Genomic DNA, 19,613 nt, shown 5'->3' on the forward strand with positions numbered 1-19,613 from the left:
CCGGGAGGCTTCGGCGGCGGGGGCGGGTTCGGCGGCGGCGGGGGCCGCCGCGGGCCCGGGTCGTTCGGCGGTTCGGGCACCCGCGGGAGGCGAGGGGGTGGGGGCCGGTTCTGACATCCGGGGCGCAGCCCTCTGACCCTTTGCACCGTATTCGAAACAGGAGTGGACCAATGTCGAAGAAGCAGTCGATCTTCGGGCGGATCTCGCAGCTCGTCAAGGCGAACATCAACGACGCCATCGACAACGCCGAGGACCCCGCGAAGATGCTCGCCCAGATCGAGCGGGACTACAAGAACAGCATCGTGGACGCCGAGAACGCCATCGCCGAGACCATCGGGAACCTGCGGCTGATGGAGGAGGACTACGCCGCGGACCAGAAGGCCGCCGAGGAGTGGGGCGTGAAGGCCGCGAATGCGAGCCGGAAGGCCGACCAGCTGCGCGCCTCCGGGAGCGCCGACGAGGCCGACAAGTTCGACAACCTCGCGAAGGTCGCCCTCGGCAAGCAGATCGCCGTCGAGAAGGAGATGTCCGACGAGCAGCCGATGATCAAGAGCCAGCAGGAGGTCGTCGACAAGCTCAAGACCGGGCTGGAGCAGATGAAGGGCAAGCTCACGGAGCTCTCGGCGAAGCGGTCGAGCCTGGCGGCCCGGTCCAAGACCGCCGAGGCGCAGAAGAAGGTCACCGAGGCCCTCGGCAACCTGAACGTGATGGACCCGCTCAGCGAGGTCAACCGCTTCGAGGAGAAGGTCCGCCGCGAGGAGGCGAAGGTCCGCGGCCACCAGGAGCTGGCGATGTCCTCGCTCGACAGCCAGTTCGAGGCCCTGGACGACGTCAGCGACGACGCGGACGTCGAGGCCCGTCTCGCGGCGCTCAAAGCCGGCTGAGCGACTGCCGAAGCGCGGCCCGGACCCTGCGGTCCGGGCCGCGATCGTATTTCCTATAGGAAATAGGATTGCGTGGACCATCCCGGGCCCCGAGAATGTCGGGATGGAGATCGCGATCCGCCCCCGCCTCGACCGCGCCGACGTCGAGGCCCTCGTGCGCGGCGCGCTCGGCGCCGGCCTGGAGTTCACCGCCCACGAGGAGTTCAAGGACGGGTTCTTCAACGCCGCCCACGCCCTCGCGCTCGCCGACGGGCGGCACGTGGTCGTCAAGGTCGCCCCCGACAAGGGCCTGAAGCTCCTGAGCTACGAGGTCGACCTCATGGCCACCGAGATCGAGTGCTTCGAGCGCGGCCTCGCCGCCGGGGTGCCGATGCCGCGGCTGTGGCACGCCGACCCCGAGGGCGGCGTCATGATCATCGACCGCCTCGAAGGCGGCCAGCTCTACCGGGCCCGCGCCGACATCCCCAAGGACGAACTCCTGGTGCTGCGCAAGGAGATCGGCGCGCAGGCCGCCAAGTACGCGACCGTGACCGGCGAGCGCTTCGGCTACCCGTACCGGGGCGGGCGCATGGCCGCCGACAAGTGGTCGGACGCGTTCCTGGCGATGATCGCCGACATCCTCGACGACATCGAGGAGCAGGGTACGGCCCTGCCGCGCCCGATCGACGCCGTCCGGGCCATGTTCGAGGCCCAGCGGGACCTCCTCGACGAGGTCGTCCGGCCCGCGCTCGTCCACTTCGACCTGTGGGACGGCAACATCTTCGTCAAGCGCGACGGCGACGGCTGGGTCTTCGAGGCGTTCATCGACGGCGAGCGCGCCTTCTACGGCGACCCGATCGCCGAACTCGTCTCGCTCCAGATGGTCCCTGACGAGGAGAAGCCCGTGGCCGCCGAAGGCTTCCTCGGCCGCCCCATGACCGTTTCCGAGGAGCGCCGGCTCGCGCTCTACCGGATGTACCTCATGCTCATCCTGGTCGCCGAGTGCAAGGTCCGCGGGTTCGAGCCCGAGCAGGAGGCCGACCAGCTCAAGTGGGCCAACGATACCCTCGAACGGGACTTCACCGCGTTCGGGCTCTAGACCGGCTGGTGGTCGTGGTCGTCCGGGTCGGTGCGCGCGGCCTCCTTCTCGGCCGTGGCGCGCGCCAGCCCGTAGGGCGGCATGTTGATGTACGAGGTCTCGTACGCCCCCTTGGGGACCTGGTAGAGCTCGTGCCACAGGCCGACGTCGCCGTTGCTCTTGACGTTGCGGTTGAACCACTTCCAGAACCCGCGGTGGGCGTGGACCTGGGAGTGGGCGTACGCCTCCAGGTGCTCCTCGCTGCGCCAGTACTGCACGACCATGATCACCCTGCCGGAGAACATGGTCCGCGAGTCGAGGAGGCCCAGCGACGGGTCGGCCGCCAGCTCGCGGAGCATCCTCGGCATCGCGAGGAACACCGGCAGCCACTTGTTGATCTTCCACAGCCTGTTGAACCGCATGCCGACCGTGAAGACCACGAGGTCCTCGCCGTAGTCGACCACGACGCGTCCGGGCCTGACCTTCGCCACGAGTGGACCTCCAGGGGGTGGGCGGAAAGCTTCCCCTAACAGGTTAACGAAGCGTGCTCATACGGTGTCAAGCGGTCGCAGCCGCGCCTTCAGTCACTCGCGTTGCACGGCAACCGAACCCGGTTATCCAGGCCAGCTCCAGTCCGCGACCTCCGGGAGGTCCTCCCCGTGCGTGCGGGTGTGCTCGCGGGCGGCGTGGCGGGCGTCCACCATGCGCTGCCGCAGGCCCGCGGCGTTCGGGCCCAGGCCCGGGACGCGGTCGATGACGTCCATGACCAGGCGGAACCGGTCGAGGTCGTTGAGCATGACCATGTCGAACGGCGTGGTCGTGGTGCCCTCCTCCTTGTAGCCGCGCACGTGGATGTTGTCGTGGTTGGTGCGCCGGTAGGTGAGGCGGTGGATGAGCGTCGGGTAGCCGTGGAACGCGAACAGGACCGGCCGGTCGGCGGTGAACACCGTGTCGAACTCGCGGTCGCCGAGGCCGTGCGGGTGCTCGCTCTCGGGCTGGAGCCGCATCAGGTCCACCACGTTCACCACCCGGACCTTCAGGTCCGGCAGGTGCGTGCACAGCAGGTCGGCCGCGGCCAGCACCTCCAGGGTCGGCACGTCCCCGGCGCAGGCGAGGACCACATCGGGCTCCTCGCCGCCGTCGGTCGAGGCCCACTCCCAGATGCCAAGGCCCCGTTCGCAGTGACGCACCGCCTCGTCCATGCTCGTGTACTGGAGCGCGGGCTGCTTCCCGGCGACCACGACGTTCACGTACTGCCGCGAGCGCAGGCAGTGGTCCATCGTGGACAGCAGCGTGTTGGCGTCCGGCGGCAGGTAGACCCGCACGATGTCGGCCTTCTTGTTCATGACGTGGTCGATGAACCCGGGGTCCTGGTGGGAGAACCCGTTGTGGTCCTGGCGCCACACGTGGCTCGACAGGAGGTAGTTCAGCGAGGCGACCGGCCGGCGCCACGGGATGTCCCCGGAGGAGTCGAGCCACTTCGCGTGCTGGTTGAACATCGCGTCGACGATGTGGATGAACGCCTCGTAGCTGGTGAACAGGCCGTGCCGGCCGGTGAGCAGGTAGCCCTCCAGCCAGCCCTCGCACAGGTGCTCCGAGAGGACCTCCATGACCCGCCCGTGCGGGGCCTGGTGCTCGTCCGTGGGAAGGATCTCCGCCTGCCACTGCCGGTCGGTGGTCTCGAAGACCGCGCCGAGCCGGTTCGACTCGACCTCGTCGGGCCCGAAGAGCCGGAACCGGTCCGGGTTCGCGGACATGACGTCCCGCAGCCACACCCCGAGCGCCCGCGTCGCCTCGCCCACAGTGGAGCCGTGGCCCTCGATCGCCAGCCCGTAGTCGCGGTAGTCCGGCAGCACCAGGTCGCGCAGCAGCAGCCCGCCGTTCGCGTGCGGGTTCGCGCTCATCCGCGCCTCGCCCTCCGGCGGCAGGCCCAGCAGCTGCGGCACCGGCGCGCCCGTGGCGTCGAACAGCTCCTCGGGCCGGTACGAGCGCATCCACTCCTCAAGCATCGCAAGGTGGTCCGCGTTCGTCCGCACCCCCGACAGCGGCACCTGGTGCGCCCGCCAGGTCCCCTCGACCGGCACCCCGTCCACGTCGGACGGCCCCGTCCAGCCCTTCGGCGTCCGCAGCACGATCATCGGCCAGCGCGGCCGCACCGGCGTCCCGTTCGCCCTGGAGCGGGCGTCGGCGCGGATCTCGGCGATCCTGTCGAAGCACGCGTCCATCGCCGCCGCCAGCTGCCGGTGCACGTCCGCCGGGTCGTCCCCGTCCACCAGGACCGGGTCGTACCCGCAGCCGCGGAAGAAGCTCGCCCGGTCCTCGTCGGAGATCCGCGCGAAGATCGTCTGGTTCGCGATCTTGTACCCGTTCAAGTGCAGGATCGGCAGGACCGTGCCGTCGGAGACGGGGTTGAGGAACACGTTCGAGAACCACGACCCGGCCAGCGGCCCGGTCTCGGCCTCCCCGTCGCCGACCACGCACGCCACGGTGAGTCCCGGGTTGTCGAACGCCGCCCCGTACGCGTGCGACAGGGCGTACCCCAGCTCGCCGCCCTCGTGGATCGACCCCGGCACCTCGGCGGCCACATGGGACGGGATGCCGCCGGGGAACGAGAACTGGCGGAACAGGCGCCGCATGCCCTCCTCGGAGTGGTTCACCGACGGGTACAGCTCCGGGTAGGTGCCCTCCAGCCACGTGTTCGCGACCATCGCCGGGCCGCCGTGCCCGGGGCCGCACACGTAGATCACGTCGAGCCCGCGGGCCTTGATGCAGCGGCTGAGGTGCGCGTAGATCAGGCTCAGCCCGGGGCTGGTGCCCCAGTGGCCGAGCAGGCGCGGCTTGACGTGCTCGGGGCGCAGCGGCTCGCGGAGCAGGGGGTTGTCGAGCAGGTAGATCTGGCCGACGGTGAGGTAGTTCGCGGCCCGCCAGTAGGCGTCCACGCTCGCCAGCTCATCCTCGGAGAGCGGCGCGGCGGAGCGATCGGTCTTCGCGGTGTCCATGCGTCAGAGCGTGCCCCATCGCGCGCGGATTGACCGCGATTCGCAAGAATTCCTCGCGCCCGCGCTACTCGGCGTCGCGCCGCTGCCGCTCCAGCGACGCCAGGCGCGACTTGATCTCGATCAGCGACGCCTGGATCTCCGTCGCGTCCACGCTGGCCTTCTCCGCCAGCTCCCGGTACTGCGCCTCCCGCGCCGCCGCGGCCCGCGCCTTCGACGCCGACGCCGCGAAGTAGATCCCCGAGATGATGATCGCCGTGACGAGCAGGAACATCCCGAAGACGAACAGCATCCCCGACTGGCCCATGTTCATGCCGCGCCTCCTTCTTCCGTACGCGTCACCGGAAGTCTAAGTGCCGGGAAGTCCCGATAACCGATTGCCGTCCCACCCCGCCCCCGCGACAATCGGACCATGCTCGCCGACCACCTGCCGATCCTGCGGCTCCGCCTGCGCACCGACCGCCTCGAACTGCGCCTGCCCCAGACCTTCGACGAGATCGCCGCCCTCGCCGAGACGGCCGCCGCCGGCGTCCACGATCCGGGCTTCATGCCCTTCAACGTGCCCTGGACCGTCGGCACCCCCGCCGAAGTCGCCCGCAGCGTCGCCCTGTGGCACCACCGCTCGATCGGACGCTGGGACCCCCTGCACTGGAGCATCGGGTTCTTCGTCTTCCGCGACGGCGAACCCGTCGGCGTCCAAGGACTCCACGGCGCCGAGAAGTTCGCCCTCACCCGCGAAGTCAGCTCCGGCTCCTGGCTCAGCCTGCCCCACCAGGGCCAGGGCCTCGGCAAGGAGATGCGCGCCGCCGTCCTCCACCTCGCCTTCGCCGGACTCGGCGCCGAATGGGCGACCAGCGGCTCCTACGACGGCAACGACGCCTCCGCCGGAGTCTCCCGCCGCCTCGGTTACCGCGAGGACGGCGTCAAGCACGTCGTCGTCGAAGACGTCCGCCGCACCGAGCAGCGCTGGCGCCTCACCCGCGACGCCTGGGAGGCCAACCGCACCCACGAGGTCACGATCGAGGGCCTCGACGCCGACGTCCTCGACATGTTCGGCCTCACCGACGACGAAAGCGAATAGCGATGCTCACCGACTACCTCCCGATCTACCGTATCCGCCTGCGCACCGACCGCCTCGAACTGCGCCTGCCCGACCTCGACGACCTCGTCGCGCTCGCCGACCAGGCCGCCGGGGGCATCCACCGGCCGGACTTCATGCCGTTCATCGAACCGTGGACCGAGGCCGAGCCGGCCATGCGGGGCCGCGCCACGGTCATGTGGCAGATGAAGACCCTCGCCGGCTCGACTCCCGAGGACTGGGCCCTGCCGTTCGTCGTCGTCCGGGACGGCCAGGTCATCGGCATGCAGGAAGTCAGCGCGAGGAAGGTCAAAGTCTCCAAGGAGGCGATCACCGGCTCCTGGCTCGGCCTCCCGCACCACGGGCAGGGATTCGGGACCGAGATGCGCGCCGCCGTCCTCGCGTTCATCTTCGAGGGCCTCGGCGCCGACTACGCGCTCAGCGCCTCCTTCGACGGGAACGGGCCCTCCGAAGGCGTCTCGCGCAAGCTCGGGTACAAGGCGGACGGCGTCAACCACATCGTCACCGGGGACCTGCGGCGCCTGGACAGGCGCTGGCGGCTCTCGCGCGAGGACTGGGAGGCGCACCGGCGGCATGAAGTCCGCATTGAGGGGCTCGACGAGGACGCCCGCGCGATGCTCGGCCTGGCGTGAGCTGAGCCGCAATCGGGCCCATGGGCCTGCGAGGGCCCGCTGAACGGTGCGATACAGTAAACCTCGTTCCCGGGGGCAACCCGGTGAAATGCGGACGTAGCGCAGTTGGTAGCGCGACACCTTGCCAAGGTGTAGGTCGCCGGTTCGATCCCGGTCGTCCGCTCAGACGAGAAAAGGGGCCTCCCGCCAGGGAGGCCCCTTTCGTCATGCTCACGCGCCCTTGGGGATCCAGCGGGCGCCCATCTCCTCGTCGCTCACCGTCCGGCCCGGCAGCGGGGCCGTGCCGGGGGCTCGCAGGGCCTGGAGGTACAGCTCCAGGGTCCGCAGGCGGACCTCGCGGGTCCGTTCGGCGTCGCCGATCGAGATCGAGGCGACCGATTCGGTGACCATCTGGAGGTCGCCGTTGTCGATGTCCTCGCGGAGCACCCCGGCGTTCTTGAACCGGGCGAGCATCGACTTGTTCAGCGAGTCGCCCTCGATGGCGGCCGCGAACATCTCGGGGCTCGGCGTGAAGGTCCCGGCCAGGCGCACCGTGATCGAGGGCGTGTCGGCGACGACGACCGCGCGCATGAACGTGCGGAACGCCTCCCATGGCTCCTGTTCGGACTCGACCGCCTCGCGCGCCAGCTCCATGTACCGGGTCAGGCCGTCCCCGGCGAGTTTGCGGAGCAGGTCCTCCTTGCTGGGGTAGCGCCGGTACAGCGCGCTGATGCCGACGCCGGCGCGCTTGGCGACCTCGGCGATCGGCGCCTCCGGGTCGGCGACGAACACCTCGTGGGCGGCTTCGAGGATGAGCTTGTCGTTGCGGGCGGCCTGCGCCTTGCGCCCGCTGAGCGGCTTGTCGGTCATGGCACGCATCCTATCTGGAACAGAGTGGTTCATTCTGCTGTGCTTCTTTCAAAACAATGCCTCAACCGGCCGTGCGGGAGAGCACGACCGGTCGAGGGGCTTTGGGTGGGATCAGTGCTCGGCCTTCGCCTGCTTCGGCAGGCCGAACGCGACCAGGAACGCCACCACCGTGAGCAGCACCGTCAGGCCGGTGACCAGCTGCGCGGCGTGCATCGCCTCGGCCGGGCCGGCGCCGATCGCGAACTGGCCGAAGAACACCGTCCCGAGTCCGGCGACGCCGAGCGCCGCGGCGCCCTGCTGGAAGGACTCCAGGAGGCCCGAGGCCGAGCCGACCTCGTGGTCTTCGAGGTCGCCGGTGATGATCCCGAACAGCGGCACGAAGATCATGCCCATCCCGATCCCGAAGATCCCGAACGCGGGGGACAGGGCCCAGGTGCCCGGCAGCGTGTCGGCGCCGAACTGGATCCAGACCACGGCCAGGCCGGCGGCCATCGTGGCGAGGCCGACGTGCAGGATGCCGCGGCCGAGCTTCGGGGCGAGCGCCGCGCTGGAGCCGGAGCCGACGAACGCGCCGACCGCCCACGCGGCCATCGCCAGGCTCGCCTGGAGCGGCCCGAAGCCGAGGCCGAGCTGGAGGAACAGGCCCACCGCGAGGGAGAAGCCGGTGATCGCGCCGAAGAAGACGACCACGAACGCGATGCCGGAGGTGTACGAGCGCTTCTTGAAGACGCTCAGCTCGACCAGCGCGGTGCGGCCGGAGCGGGCGCGGCGCGCCTGGGTCCAGGCGAACAGGCCCAGGACCGGGACGGAGGCGACCAGCATTGCGATCGACCACACCGGCCAGCCCAGCTCGCGGCCCTCGACCAGCGGCACCAGCAGCAGGCACATCCCGGCCGCGGCGAGGAGCGCGCCGCCGAGGTCGAGCTTGAGGCCCTTGACGGCCGGGGCGCCGGCGGGGAGGACCTTCGCGCTGAGGACGATCGCGGCCGCGCCGAGCGGCAGGTTGATCAGGAAGATCGAGCGCCAGCCGGTGCCGGCCAGGTTCGCGTCGACCAGGACGCCGGCGACGACCGGTCCGGCGATCGTCGCGAGCCCGATGGCCGGACCGAACAGCGCGTACGCCTTGCCCATCTCGCGGCCGAACATGTCGCGGATCAGGCCGAAGCACTGCGGCACCATGACCGCGGCGAAGACGCCCTGGACGACGCGGGCGGCGAGGAGGACCTCGATCGTCCCGGCGGCGCCGCAGGCGAGCGAGGCCGCGAGGAACCCGACCAGGCCGACCATGAGGACCTTCTTGCGGCCGAACATGTCCCCGAGCCGGCCGCCGGTGAGCAGGCCGATCGCGAGGGCGAGGGTGTAGCCCGCCGAGAGCCACTGGAGCGTCGCGGCGGTCCCGCCCAGCTCCGAGCGGATCGCCGGGGCGGCGACGTTGACGATCGAGGCGTCGAGGAGGTTCAGGAGCGTCGCGGAGAGGATCGCGACGAGTCCCAGCCAGCGGTGCGGGAAGGTCCGCGGCTCGGCCGTTTGCGGCGCTGCGGCGGTTTGCGCTTCGTCGGCGGGGGTGTCGAGGATGACGGTCACGGTAGCCTCCGGCTGATCCGAATTCAGTGGAACGGAACGTTTGATTCCACTATAGCAGACCGGAATGATCTGTTCCAATAGGCGGGCGGAAAAAATCCCGCAGCATCCGTGAGCTGCGGGAGTTCGGGAGCTAGGCCTCCTGGCCGGCGTTCAGGTAGCCGAAGATGATGATCATCGCGACCGCGATGATCACCAGCCACAGGGTCGCCTTGCGGAACTTGTGGCGCGCGCCGGGGGAGAACCACATGACCGCCGCGATGATGAGCAGGACCCCGACGACCACGCCGGGGGCGGCGCCCAGATTATCTTCCATCTTCAGACCAATCGCTTCAGAAGGTGACCGTGCAGGGACTGTTGTACCGGTCGCCCGTTCCATCATCCAGACCGGGGCCCGGACGGTCAACCCGTACCGCCCGCTTCACCACTCGCACGAGGTGCCTTCGGCCGTGCGCTCGTGATAGGACAGCGTGATCTGGTCGGTGTAGTTCGTCTCCTCGCCGGCGGAGGGGAACTGCTGGATGACCGTGCAGTGCTCGGGTTCGGGCGTGTACCAGTAGTAGCCGACCTCGGCGACCACGTTGGTGAACCCCTCCGCCTCCAGGGCGTCCTTGGCGCTGAACGTGTCCATGCCGGTCACCGACGGGACCGGTTCGCTGCCGTCGGAGGAGATGTTCGGGTCCCGGGTGGCCTCGTCGTCGCCGGTCTCGCCCGAGCCGCCTTCCTCCGTGCCGCCGCCCGTCTCCTCCTCGGTCTCCTCGGCCGCCGGGGACTCCGATGCGGAGTCCGAGGCCGCCGGGTCGGTCGCCCCGTCCGTCGCCGGGTCCCCGCCCGCGTCGCCGGCGGCCTCCACCGTGGACTCCTCCGCGTCGCCCGAAGGGCCGAACGGCGAGTCGCCCGTCCAGTTGCCCCACAGCACGACCGCGATCACCGCGATCACCACCGCGACGGCGGTCGTCAAGAGCGCCAAGCGCTTCCGCCGGTTCGGTCGGTCCTCGACCGGCGGCTGCGGCGGAGGAGGCGGCACCACGATCTCGCCGGTCGTCGCCAAACGGCACGCCTCAGCGAGGGCCTCGCCCGACTCCCAGCGCTCCTCCGGGGCCTTGCGCAGCAGCCGGGACACCACCGAGGCGACCTGCGGCGGGATCGAGTCCGGGAGCGGGGGCGGCTCCTCGTAGAGGTGGCTGTGGATGACCGCCATGGCGTCGCGGCCGGGGAACGGCGGGGTGCCGGTCAGGCACTCGTACGCGACCGCGCCGAGCGAGTAGAGGTCGGACTTGCCGGTGACGTCCTGGTTCCGCAGCCGCTCGGGGGAGACGTAGGGGATGGTGCCGAGGACTTCTTTGCTGTCGGTCAGGCGCGACTGGTCGACCAGCAGCGAGATCCCGAAGTCCACCAGGCGGACCCGGTCGTCGGCGTCGATGAGGAGGTTCGCGGGCTTGACGTCGCGGTGGACGATCTGCCTGCGGTGGGCCGCGCCGAGCGCGTCGGCGGCCTCGGCGACGATCCGCATCGTCCGCTCCGGGTCGAGGTGGTCCTCGCGCGCGAGCAGCCGCGCCAGCGAGGTGCCCTCGACCAGCTCCATGACCAGGAACTTGACCTCGCGGTCCCCGTCGAGCTCCTCGCCGAAGTCGTAGACCTCGACGTAGTTCGGGCCCTTGAGGCTCGCGAGGGTCTCGGCCTCGCGCTGGAACCGCTCGCCGGCGCCGTCGAGGCCCGGCAGGAGGATCTTGACGGCCACCTCGCGTTTCAGCCGCTCGTCGAGCGCGGCCCAGACCGCGCCCATGGCGCCGGAGTCGATGGGCCGGTCCAGCCGGTAGCGGCCGGAGAGGAGAGTCCCGGAATCCACGTGTGCAAACCTCGTTCGGAGCGTCCTGCGAAGCCCTGGAGCCGGATACGGAGCCGAGGGCCGCTCTAGAAATGAGTTCGGAACCAGTGTGACCGCCGCGCGCCCGCCGCGGTTCCCCGGGTCGCCGTTCGGGCCCGTTCCGAGCGAAATCCCGTAGGCTGTCAAGCGAACCGAGCGGAGGAGGACCCAATGCCCGAATTCATCGAAGTCCCCAAGGGCCTCGACCGCGTCATCGTCGCGGACACCGAGATAGGCGACGTCCGCGGCGAGGAGGGCTTCTACCACTACCGGCAGTACAACGCCGTCGAACTCGCGCAGCACTGCTCCTTCGAGCAGGTCTGGTACCTCATGACCCACGCCGAGCTGCCCACCCGCGCGCAGCTCGACTCGTTCAAAGCCCAGGTCGCGCCCTACCGCACCCTCACACCGCAGCTGCGCGAACTGCTCCCGCACCTGGCCGCGGCCTCCCCGCTCGACGGCCTGCGCACCGCGCTGTCGGCCGCGTGCGCGGCCCGGCCTATGAAGGCCGTCCTCGACATCGACGAGGCCGCCCGCGCCGACGACGCCCTGTTCGCCTGCGCCGTCACCCCCGCGATCCTCACCGCCATGTGGCGCCTCGGCCAGGGCCAGGAACCGCTCGACCCGCGCGCCGACCTCGGCTACGCCGCGAACTACCTGTACATGATGACCGGCGAGGTGCCCTCGGCCGAGGCCGCGAGGGCCGTCGAGCACTACCTGATCCTCACGATCGACCACGGCTTCAACGCCTCCACGTTCACCGCCCGCGTCATCGCCTCCACCGGCGCCGACCTCGGCGCGGCCCTCGTCGGCGCCATCGGCGCGCTCTCGGGCCCGCTCCACGGCGGCGCACCCGCCCGGGCCCTCGACGCGCTCGACGCCATCGGCGGCCCCGGCAACATCGACTCGTGGATCCGCGGCGAGCTGGAGGCCGGGCGGCGCATCATGGGCTTCGGCCACGCCGTCTACAAGACCGACGACCCGCGCTCGCTCCACCTGCGCTCAGTCGCCGACGAGTTCGGCGGCGAGATCGTCGACTTCGCCAAGACCGTCGAGCGCCGCGTGGTCGAGATCCTCGCCGAGGTCAAGCCCGGCCGCAAGCTCTACACGAACGTCGAGTTCTACGCGGGCGTGGTCATGGAGCTCGCGGGCGTGCCGCGCCCGATGTTCACGCCCACGTTCACGACCAGCCGCGTCGTCGGCTGGAGCGCGAACATCCTCGAACAGGCCCGCGACTCCAAGATCATCCGCCCCCGGGCCCGCTACGTCGGCACCCCGCCGCCCGTCCCGGTCCCCGAGGACGGCTTCGCCGCCTAGACGGTTCCGCGCCCGCGGGCGATCACGCCGAAGCTCACAGGTGAGCCGGGGGACAGATCGCCTGCGGGGCGCGCACGGGGTGGATAGCGTTGGAGCCGTGGCTCAAAGTCTCTACCTCGCCAGCCTGGACCCCGGCAGCGGCAAATCGACGGTGGCGGTCGGCGTCATGGACCTGCTCACCAGGCGCGCCGGCTCCGTCGCCGTCTTCCGCCCCATCGTCCGCGACGACCACACGGTCTCCGGCGACCCGATCATCACCCTCCTCCGCGACCAGTACCGCCTCCCCGCGACCTACGCGTCGTCGGTCGGCGTGACCTATTCGGACGTCCGCGCCGACGCGGACGCCGCGCTCACCCAGATCGTCGAGCGCTACCACGAACTCGCCGACAAGCATGAGGTCGTGCTCGTCGTCGGCTCCGACTTCTCCGACGTCTCCTCCCCGGTCGAGTTCGCCTACAACACGCGCGTCGCGGTCAACCTCGCCTCGCCGATGCTCCTCATCGTCACCGGCCACCGCAAGACCCCGGCCGACATCGCCGCCGCGCTCCGCTTCGGCACCGCGCAGGCCGAGGCCGACCACGCGACCGTCCTCGGCACCATCGTCAACCGCGTCGACGCGGCCGACGCCGGCCTCGTCCAGGACGCCCACCCGGGCGCCGGCGTCGTCGTCGAGGACCCCGAACTGGTGGCCCCCACGGTGGGCGAGCTCATCGAGGCCGCCGACGCGACCCTCATCTCCGGCGACCCGGACGTCTTCACCCGCACCGTCGGCGACGTCGTCGTCGCGGCCATGACCCTCCCCAACCTCCTCACGCGCCTCGCCGACGACAAGGCCGTGATCCTCCCCGGCGACCGCTCCGAGGTCCTCCTCGGCCTCATCGCCGCCCACCTCGCCGAAGGCACCCCGAGCCTCTCGGCGGTGTTCCTCACCGGCGGCATCCGGCCCGAGCCGCAGATCCTCGACATCGTCGCGGGCCTCGACTCGCGCCTGCCGATCGCGCTCGTCCAGCACGACACGTTCGACATGGCGAACCTCGTCGGCGACGTCACCGGCTCCCTCGCCGCCGGCGGCCAGCGCAAGATCACCCGCGCCCTCGAAGACTTCGCCAAGGGTGTCGACGGGGACGACCTGCTCGACCGGCTCGCGCTCTCCAAGCCGACCGTGGTCACCCCGATCATGTTCGAGCACTCGATGCTCGGGCGCGCCAAGGCCCTCGACAAGCACATCGTCCTCCCCGAAGGAGCCGAGCCGCGCATCCTCAAGGCCGCCGAGATTCTCATGCGCCGCGACGTGGCGCGCCTGACGCTCCTCGGCTCCGAGGCCGAGATCCGGTCGCAGGCCGCGCAGCTGGGCGTCGACATCGGCGGGGCCGCGATCCTCAACCCCGGCGACCACGAGATCCGCGAGCGCTTCGCGAAGGAGTACGCGCGGCTGCGGGCCCACAAGGGCGTCACCGTCGAGGCCGCGTACGACCAGGTCGCCGACGTGTCCTACTTCGGCACCATGATGGTCCACACCGGGATGGCCGACGGGATGGTCTCCGGCGCGGTCCACACCACCGCGCACACCATCCGTCCCTCGTTCGAGATCATCAAGACCAAGTCCGAGGTCGCCGTGGTCTCCTCGGTGTTCTTCATGTGCCTCGAAGACCGCGTCCTCGTCTACGGCGACTGCGCGGTCAACCCGAACCCCGATGCCGAGCAGCTGGCCGACATCGCGCTATCCTCGGCAGGCACCGCCGCCGAGTTCGGCGTGGAACCGCGCGTGGCGATGCTCTCCTATTCGACCGGCACCTCCGGCCACGGCGAGGCCGTGGACAAGGTCCGGGCGGCGACCGAGATCGTCCGAGCCCGCAGACCCGACCTTCCGGTGGAGGGACCGATCCAGTACGACGCCGCCGCCGACGCCGGCGTCGCGGGCACGAAGCTCCCGGACTCGCAGGTCGCCGGGAAGGCCACGGTCTTCATCGTGCCCGACCTGAACACCGGCAACAACCTGTACAAGGCCGTGCAGCGCTCGGCGAACGCGGTCGCGGTCGGCCCGGTGCTCCAGGGCCTGCGCAAGCCGGTCAACGACCTGTCGCGGGGCGCCACGGTGCCGGACATCGTCAACACGGTCGCGCTCACCGCGATCCAAGCGAGCCAGACCGCCTGAGCGGGCGGGCGCTCTAGAGGGGAAGTGCCATGAGCGCACCGGTCCTGGTGATCAACTCCGGTTCCTCGTCGATCAAGTACCAGCTGGTCGACGGCGAGACCATGGAGGCGTCGACCTCAGGGCTCATCGAGCGGATCGGACAGTCCGATTCGGTCCTCACCCACCGGCACGCGGGTGACAAGACCGTGCGGGAGGACCGCTTCGCCGACTACGCCGCCGGGCTGGAGGCGATGGTCGCGGCCTTCGAGGACCACGGCACGCCACTGGCGGAGGCCGGGCTGATCGCGGTCGCGCACCGCGTCGTCCACGGCGGCGAGCGGTTCGTGCAGCCGGTGATCGTCGACGACGAGGTGGAGCGCGCCATCGACGAGCTGTCGGCGCTCGCGCCGCTGCACAATCCGGCGAACCTCGAAGGGATCCGGACCGCGCGCAAGCTCTTCCCGAAGCTGCCGCAGGTGGCCGTGTTCGACACCGCGTTCCACGCGACGGTGCCCGAGCGGGCCCACCTGTACGCCGTGCCGAGCGAGTGGCGCGAGGACCACGGGGTGCGCCGGTACGGCTTCCACGGGACCTCGCACGCGTACGTCTCCCGCAAGGCCGCCGAGATGCTCGGCAAGAGCCCCAAGGAGGTCAACGTGATCGTCGCCCACCTCGGCAACGGGGCTTCGGTGACCGCGGTGGAGCGGGGCCGGTCGATCGACACGTCGATGGGCCTGACGCCGCTCGAAGGGCTCGTGATGGGGACGCGGTCGGGCGACATCGACCCGGCGATCGTCTTCCACATGCACCGGCGGACGGGCGCGTCGTTCGCGGATCTGGATGCGGCCCTGAACAAGCGGTCGGGGATGCTCGCGCTCAGCGGGCACGTGGACAACCGGGAGATCGAGAAGGCCGCGGCGGCGGGGGACAAGGCCGCGCAGACGGCCCTGGAGATCTACTGCTACCGGATCCGCAAGTACATCGGCTCGTACATCGCCGCGCTCGGCGGGGCGGACGCGATCGCGTTCACCGCCGGGATCGGCGAGAACAGCGCCGAGGTGCGGGCGCAGGCGCTGTCCTCGCTCGTGGCCCTCGGGGTGGACCTGGACGAGGCCGCGAACACCGCGGGCGGGCCGGTCATCTCCACGCCCGACTCGCCGATCACGGTGATGGTCGTTCCCACCAATGAGGAAGGCGAGATCGCCTCGCAGACGGCCGCGCTCCTGCGCAGCTGACCAAGGACATGCGAAGGGCGGACCGGGGAATCCCGGTCCGCCCTTCGCATGTCCTGGCGGTAAGACACCGCCGGCCAGGAGCTTGGTGAGGGTCGTGTCCATGTCCACATAGCCTGATTCGCGGCCGCGCGGGACCAGGCTGTAGGCCCGGCGGAGGAAGCGCTGCACGACGCCGCGGTTGATCTCGAAGAGGGCGTTGCCGTCCGGGGACGAGAGCGCGAGGGCGACCGATTCGCCCCGCGGGGTCGTCCAGGGCCACACGCGCACGTCGCCGATGCCGGTGGGCTCCTCCAGGCCCTTCGCGAGCAGTTCCCGGGAGAAGGACCAGGCCACCTGGTCGGCGTCCGTCCCGTCCGGATGGAACATCACGCAGACCGCGTAAGGGTCGTCCGGGTCGTATCGCAGACTCGCGCGCACACTCACCGTCGCGAAATCGGGCGCGACGAGCCGCATGGTGGTCCCGATATCGACTGTCGCCGATCGTGCCATGCTCATAGCGTTACCCCCCAGTGTGCGGCCGGCTCCCCCGAAGCCGGCCGTCATTCCAACCCGCCGCCGCACCGGATCACCGGGTTCCGCGGCCGCGAACAAGTCGTGATTCAGGTCTATCATTCAAGCCGTTGCACCGTACGACGATCGGCAAGACCGAGCCCGGCGCGTTCCGCTGATTCAGGGGCAAAAACCGACAAAAGACCACCGTTAATCCTCCGTCAATGTCGTAATTACAACAACAGGCTTCACCCATTCGCGGTACCATTCCCGGCCCTCCGCGCGGGCCCGGCGGATAGCGCGTTCGCGCCTTTGGTCTGGAAAGTCCGAATTTAACGGGAGGAGTCTCGTGGGGCGTCGGTGATAGCGTTTCAACGGAAATCTCGGACCCGCGGAAGGGGCGAACAATGGGCCAGGGGCAATGGACCGAAGTCGACGCGTTCCTCGGATCGCTGCTCGTCGGCGAGGACGAGGTCCTCGCGGGCGCCACGGCCGCCGCCCAGAAGGCCGGGCTGCCGCCGATCTCCGTCTCGCCCGCGCAGGGCAAACTCCTCTACCTCCTCGCGAAGACCCTGGGCGCCAAGCGCATCCTCGAAGTCGGGACGCTCGGCGGCTACAGCGCGATCTGGATGGCGCGGGCGCTGCCCGCGGACGGGCACCTCGTCAGCCTGGAGTACAGCGCCCGGCACGCCGAGGTCGCCAGCGGCAACGTCGCGCGCGCCGGCCTGGTGGGGACCGTGGAGATCCGGGTGGGCGCGGCCGCCGAGACGCTGCCGAAGCTCGCGGCCGAGGGCGCCGGGCCGTTCGACCTGGTGTTCATCGACGCCGACAAGGGCGGCTACCCCGGCTACCTCGACTGGTCGCTCAAGCTGACCCGGCCGGGGAGCCTCATCATCGCCGACAACGTCGTGCGCGGCGGGGCCGTCGCCGACGGGCTCAGCCGCGACCCGAACGTGCAGGGCGTGCGGTCCTACCTGGAGCAGGTGGCCGCGAACCCGAGGCTGGAGGGCACCGTGATCCAGACGGTCGGCGTCAAGGGCTACGACGGGCTCTCGATCGCGCGCGTCCTCGAATAGACCGTTCAATGGAGGGGCGGCGGGTGCTCCCGCCGCCCCTTCGCCGTGCCCGGCCTGGGGTTCCGTCCGCATCGGACGATCCGAACCGATTCAGCGGCAAGGACTCGCACCGTACCCTCATCGCCGCACGTTGACATCGATGTATTCCAATGTCTATGATTGGCGTTGCTTAACCGATTCAGTGCCTGTTTTGTCCGTTGAACCATGTCCAGTCCCTCCTGCGAGGGCTCAGCGTGTCAAAGGAGACGCAAGTGCCTCATTCCTCCCCCCGTGCGCCGAGGCGCGCGGTGATCGCCATGGGAGCCGCCGCGGCCGCCGTGGCCGGCCTGCCGGTCCCGGCATCCGCCGCCGGCCGGCCCCCGACGGTCGACCTCGTCGACGACAAGGCCACCCGCGAGACCCGCGCCCTGTTCCACTACCTGCGCCAGACGCAGGGGCAAGGGATCATGTTCGGCCACGAGCACTCCCTCTCCGACGGCTTCACCTTCACCCAGATGGACGGGTACGCCTCCGACGTGGAGGCCGTGACCGGCGACTACCCGGCCGTGTTCGGCTGGGACACCCTTATCCTCAACGGCTTCCAGAAGCCCGGCGTCTACGGCGGCACCACCGCGGAGAACGTCGCGGCCCTCTCCTACGCGCTCAAGGAGAGCGACGCGCGCGGCGGGATCAACGTCCTCTCGGCGCACATGTACAACTTCGTGACCGGCGGGAACTTCTGGGACACCAACGGGCGCGTGGTCAGCCAGATCCTCCCCGGCGGTGCGAAGCACGCCGACTTCAACGAGTTCCTCGACCGCATCGCCGCTGGCGTCAAGGGCGCCAAGCGCGCCGACGGGACCCTCATCCCGGTCGTCTTCCGGCCCTTCCACGAGAACACCGGCGGCTGGTTCTGGTGGGGCGCCGGGCACTGCACCTCGGCCGAGTTCATCGAGGTCTTCCGCTACACCGTCGAGTACCTGCGCGACGTCAAGTGCGTGCGCAACCTCCTGTACTCGTACTCGCCGAACTCCAGCTTCGGCGGCGACCCGACGAACTACATGAAGACCTATCCCGGCGACGAGTTCGTCGACATGCTCGGCTACGACGCCTACGACAACTCCGCGGGCTCCGCGGAATGGCTCGCCGCCACCGTCACCGACCTCGCGATGGTCGTCAATCTCGCCGAAGAGCGCGGCAAGATCCCCGCGTTCACCGAGTTCGGCGAGTCCGGAGAGGAGGGACGCGACCTCACCTGGTTCACCGACCTCCTCGCCGCCCTCAAGGCCGACCCCGCCGCGAGCCGCGTCTCGCACATGCTCACCTGGGCGAACTTCGGCGGCACCAACCGCGCCTACGTGCCCTTCCCCGGGCACGCCATGGAACCGGACTTCGTCGCCTACCACGAGGACCCGTACTCCCTGTTCGCCTCCGACCTCGACGGCGTCTACGACGCGCGCACCTCCGCGGTCCCCAACGCGCCCTTCCTCCACCTCGCCACCCCCACCGACCGCCAGCGCATCACCGCCACCCAGACCACCGTCCGGGTGCGCCTCACCGCCGGGACCTCCCGGAAGGTCACGTACTCGATCGCGGGCGGTGCCCCGGTCACGCTGCGCCTCGACGCCGCCGGGTACCACTCCGGGACGTGGAACATCGACCCGTCCTGGCTCGACAACCGCAAGGTCACCGTCTCGGTGAGCGCCAAAGTGGACGGCGTCACGTACACCGACTCGGCGGACGTGCTCCTCGGCGAGGTCGTGCCGCTGCCGGCCGGGTGGGTCGACGACTTCGAGTCCTACGCCGGGGACGACCCGTCGCTGAGCGAGGCGTACAGCCACATCAACGCCAACACCACCGCCCACTCGACCGACCACAAGAGCGGCGGGAACTACGGGCTCGCGTACTCCTACGACTTCTCCAGCGCCGGGTACACCGGCATCGGCAAGAACGTGGGCGCCGACTGGACCGCGTTCACCGACTTCAAGACCTGGATGCAAGGCGACGGCTCGACCAACGGCGCGACGTTCCAGATCGTCGCCAAGGGCGCCTACTTCGAGTACAACACGGGCCTCGGCGACACGACGGCCCGCGAGGTCGTCGCGCCGTTCGCGGACTTCCGGCCCGCGCCGTGGGACACCGGGCACGCCGGGGAGCTCCTCGACGCCGCGCACCTCGCGGAGGTCTCGGCGTTCTACCTGTACCTCGGGTACGGCGGGTCGCAGGCGACCGGCACGGTGTACTTCGACGACATCCGCGCTGAGTAGTGCTCTGAGGGTCCCGCTGCGGTAAAGGCCCGGGGTGTGGGTCCGGGCGAGGCTGAATCCGAGTCCGTTTGTTCGCTCGCAAGGCGGAAGGCCTCCCAGATACCGGGGTTGTATCTGGGAGGCCGACAACGCAGCGAGCGGGCAAACGGGC

The 19,613-nt window shown here is 70.1% G+C and carries 16 protein-coding genes, 1 tRNA gene and 1 pseudogene; 10 read left to right on the forward strand and 8 right to left on the reverse strand.

Going from position 1 to position 19,613, the window contains the following annotated elements:
* Positions 1 to 170: 170 nt before the first annotated feature.
* Positions 171 to 884, forward strand: a complete 714-nt coding sequence (locus DI269_RS02830; protein WP_112133617.1) for a PspA/IM30 family protein — start codon at positions 171 to 173, stop codon at positions 882 to 884.
* Between the two features lie 103 nt (positions 885 to 987).
* A complete protein-coding gene (locus tag DI269_RS02835; RefSeq protein WP_112133618.1) occupies positions 988 to 1,962 on the forward strand; it encodes a phosphotransferase family protein in 975 nt (324 codons plus the stop codon).
* On the opposite strand, the gene DI269_RS02840 is transcribed toward DI269_RS02835, so the two are convergent.
* The 3 genes from DI269_RS02840 to DI269_RS02850 form a co-directional block, all read right to left on the reverse strand.
* Positions 1,959 to 2,432, reverse strand: a complete 474-nt coding sequence (locus DI269_RS02840; RefSeq protein ID WP_112133619.1) for a DUF4188 domain-containing protein — start codon at positions 2,430 to 2,432, stop codon at positions 1,959 to 1,961. The genes DI269_RS02835 and DI269_RS02840 overlap by 4 nt on opposite strands.
* A 123-nt stretch (positions 2,433 to 2,555) precedes the next feature.
* Positions 2,556 to 4,940 carry a phosphoketolase family protein gene (locus DI269_RS02845; RefSeq protein ID WP_112133620.1) on the reverse strand — a complete coding sequence of 795 codons (2,385 nt, stop codon included), beginning with the start codon at positions 4,938 to 4,940 and terminating at the stop codon, positions 2,556 to 2,558.
* A 64-nt stretch (positions 4,941 to 5,004) separates the two neighbouring features.
* Positions 5,005 to 5,250, reverse strand: a complete 246-nt coding sequence (locus DI269_RS02850) for a hypothetical protein (protein ID WP_112133621.1) — start codon at positions 5,248 to 5,250, stop codon at positions 5,005 to 5,007.
* 99 nt (positions 5,251 to 5,349) lie between these two features.
* On the opposite strand from DI269_RS02850, the gene DI269_RS02855 reads away from it, so the two are divergent.
* From DI269_RS02855 to DI269_RS02865, 3 genes are all read left to right on the forward strand, one after another.
* The gene (locus DI269_RS02855; RefSeq protein WP_112133622.1) at positions 5,350 to 6,018 is read left to right on the forward strand and encodes a GNAT family N-acetyltransferase; all 669 of its coding nucleotides are present in this window, start codon (positions 5,350 to 5,352) and stop codon (positions 6,016 to 6,018) included.
* 2 nt (positions 6,019 to 6,020) lie between these two features.
* Positions 6,021 to 6,668 (forward strand): GNAT family N-acetyltransferase, encoded by a 648-nt coding sequence (locus DI269_RS02860; RefSeq protein ID WP_112133623.1) that lies wholly within the window; start codon positions 6,021 to 6,023, stop codon positions 6,666 to 6,668.
* 90 nt (positions 6,669 to 6,758) lie between these two features.
* Positions 6,759 to 6,831, forward strand: a tRNA-Gly gene (locus DI269_RS02865).
* A gap of 47 nt (positions 6,832 to 6,878) precedes the next feature.
* Here DI269_RS02865 and DI269_RS02870 read toward each other — a convergent pair.
* The 4 genes from DI269_RS02870 to DI269_RS02880 form a co-directional block, all read right to left on the reverse strand.
* Complete coding sequence (locus DI269_RS02870) at positions 6,879 to 7,517, reverse strand: TetR/AcrR family transcriptional regulator (protein WP_112133624.1); 639 nt, start codon at positions 7,515 to 7,517, stop codon at positions 6,879 to 6,881.
* A gap of 111 nt (positions 7,518 to 7,628) precedes the next feature.
* Complete coding sequence (locus tag DI269_RS02875) at positions 7,629 to 9,101, reverse strand: MFS transporter (protein ID WP_198667097.1); 1,473 nt, start codon at positions 9,099 to 9,101, stop codon at positions 7,629 to 7,631.
* Positions 9,102 to 9,231: 130 nt separating this feature from the next.
* Positions 9,232 to 9,414 carry a hypothetical protein gene (locus DI269_RS26750; RefSeq protein WP_157974726.1) on the reverse strand — a complete coding sequence of 61 codons (183 nt, stop codon included), beginning with the start codon at positions 9,412 to 9,414 and terminating at the stop codon, positions 9,232 to 9,234.
* Between the two features lie 105 nt (positions 9,415 to 9,519).
* On the reverse strand, positions 9,520 to 10,947 hold the full coding sequence (locus DI269_RS02880; RefSeq protein ID WP_112133625.1) for a serine/threonine protein kinase: 1,428 nt from the start codon (positions 10,945 to 10,947) through the stop codon (positions 9,520 to 9,522).
* A gap of 189 nt (positions 10,948 to 11,136) precedes the next feature.
* Here DI269_RS02880 and DI269_RS02885 point away from each other — a divergent pair, with 189 nt between their 5' ends.
* The 3 genes from DI269_RS02885 to DI269_RS02895 all read left to right on the forward strand — a co-directional run bounded on the left by DI269_RS02885 (position 11,137) and on the right by DI269_RS02895 (position 15,651).
* Positions 11,137 to 12,282, forward strand: a complete 1,146-nt coding sequence (locus DI269_RS02885) for a citrate/2-methylcitrate synthase (RefSeq protein ID WP_112133626.1) — start codon at positions 11,137 to 11,139, stop codon at positions 12,280 to 12,282.
* A 97-nt stretch (positions 12,283 to 12,379) separates the two neighbouring features.
* The gene (gene pta, locus DI269_RS02890; RefSeq protein ID WP_112133627.1) at positions 12,380 to 14,437 is read left to right on the forward strand and encodes a phosphate acetyltransferase; all 2,058 of its coding nucleotides are present in this window, start codon (positions 12,380 to 12,382) and stop codon (positions 14,435 to 14,437) included.
* 29 nt (positions 14,438 to 14,466) lie between these two features.
* Positions 14,467 to 15,651, forward strand: coding sequence for an acetate/propionate family kinase (locus DI269_RS02895; protein ID WP_112133628.1), 1,185 nt, complete (start codon positions 14,467 to 14,469; stop codon positions 15,649 to 15,651).
* A 69-nt stretch (positions 15,652 to 15,720) separates the two neighbouring features.
* Here DI269_RS02895 and DI269_RS28535 read toward each other — a convergent pair.
* Positions 15,721 to 16,146 (reverse strand): annotated as a pseudogene (locus DI269_RS28535) (SsgA family sporulation/cell division regulator); the annotation flags it as partial.
* A gap of 401 nt (positions 16,147 to 16,547) precedes the next feature.
* Between DI269_RS28535 and DI269_RS02905 the strand changes: the two are divergent.
* Both DI269_RS02905 and DI269_RS02910 read left to right on the forward strand, forming a co-directional pair.
* Complete coding sequence (locus tag DI269_RS02905; protein ID WP_112133629.1) at positions 16,548 to 17,216, forward strand: O-methyltransferase; 669 nt, start codon at positions 16,548 to 16,550, stop codon at positions 17,214 to 17,216.
* A gap of 296 nt (positions 17,217 to 17,512) precedes the next feature.
* On the forward strand, positions 17,513 to 19,462 hold the full coding sequence (locus DI269_RS02910) for a glycosyl hydrolase (protein ID WP_112133641.1): 1,950 nt from the start codon (positions 17,513 to 17,515) through the stop codon (positions 19,460 to 19,462).
* Positions 19,463 to 19,613: the final 151 nt, after the last annotated feature.

It is taken from the genome of Glycomyces dulcitolivorans (genome assembly GCF_003265355.1).
GTDB classification, from domain to species: Bacteria; Actinomycetota; Actinomycetes; order Mycobacteriales; family Micromonosporaceae; genus Glycomyces; species Glycomyces dulcitolivorans.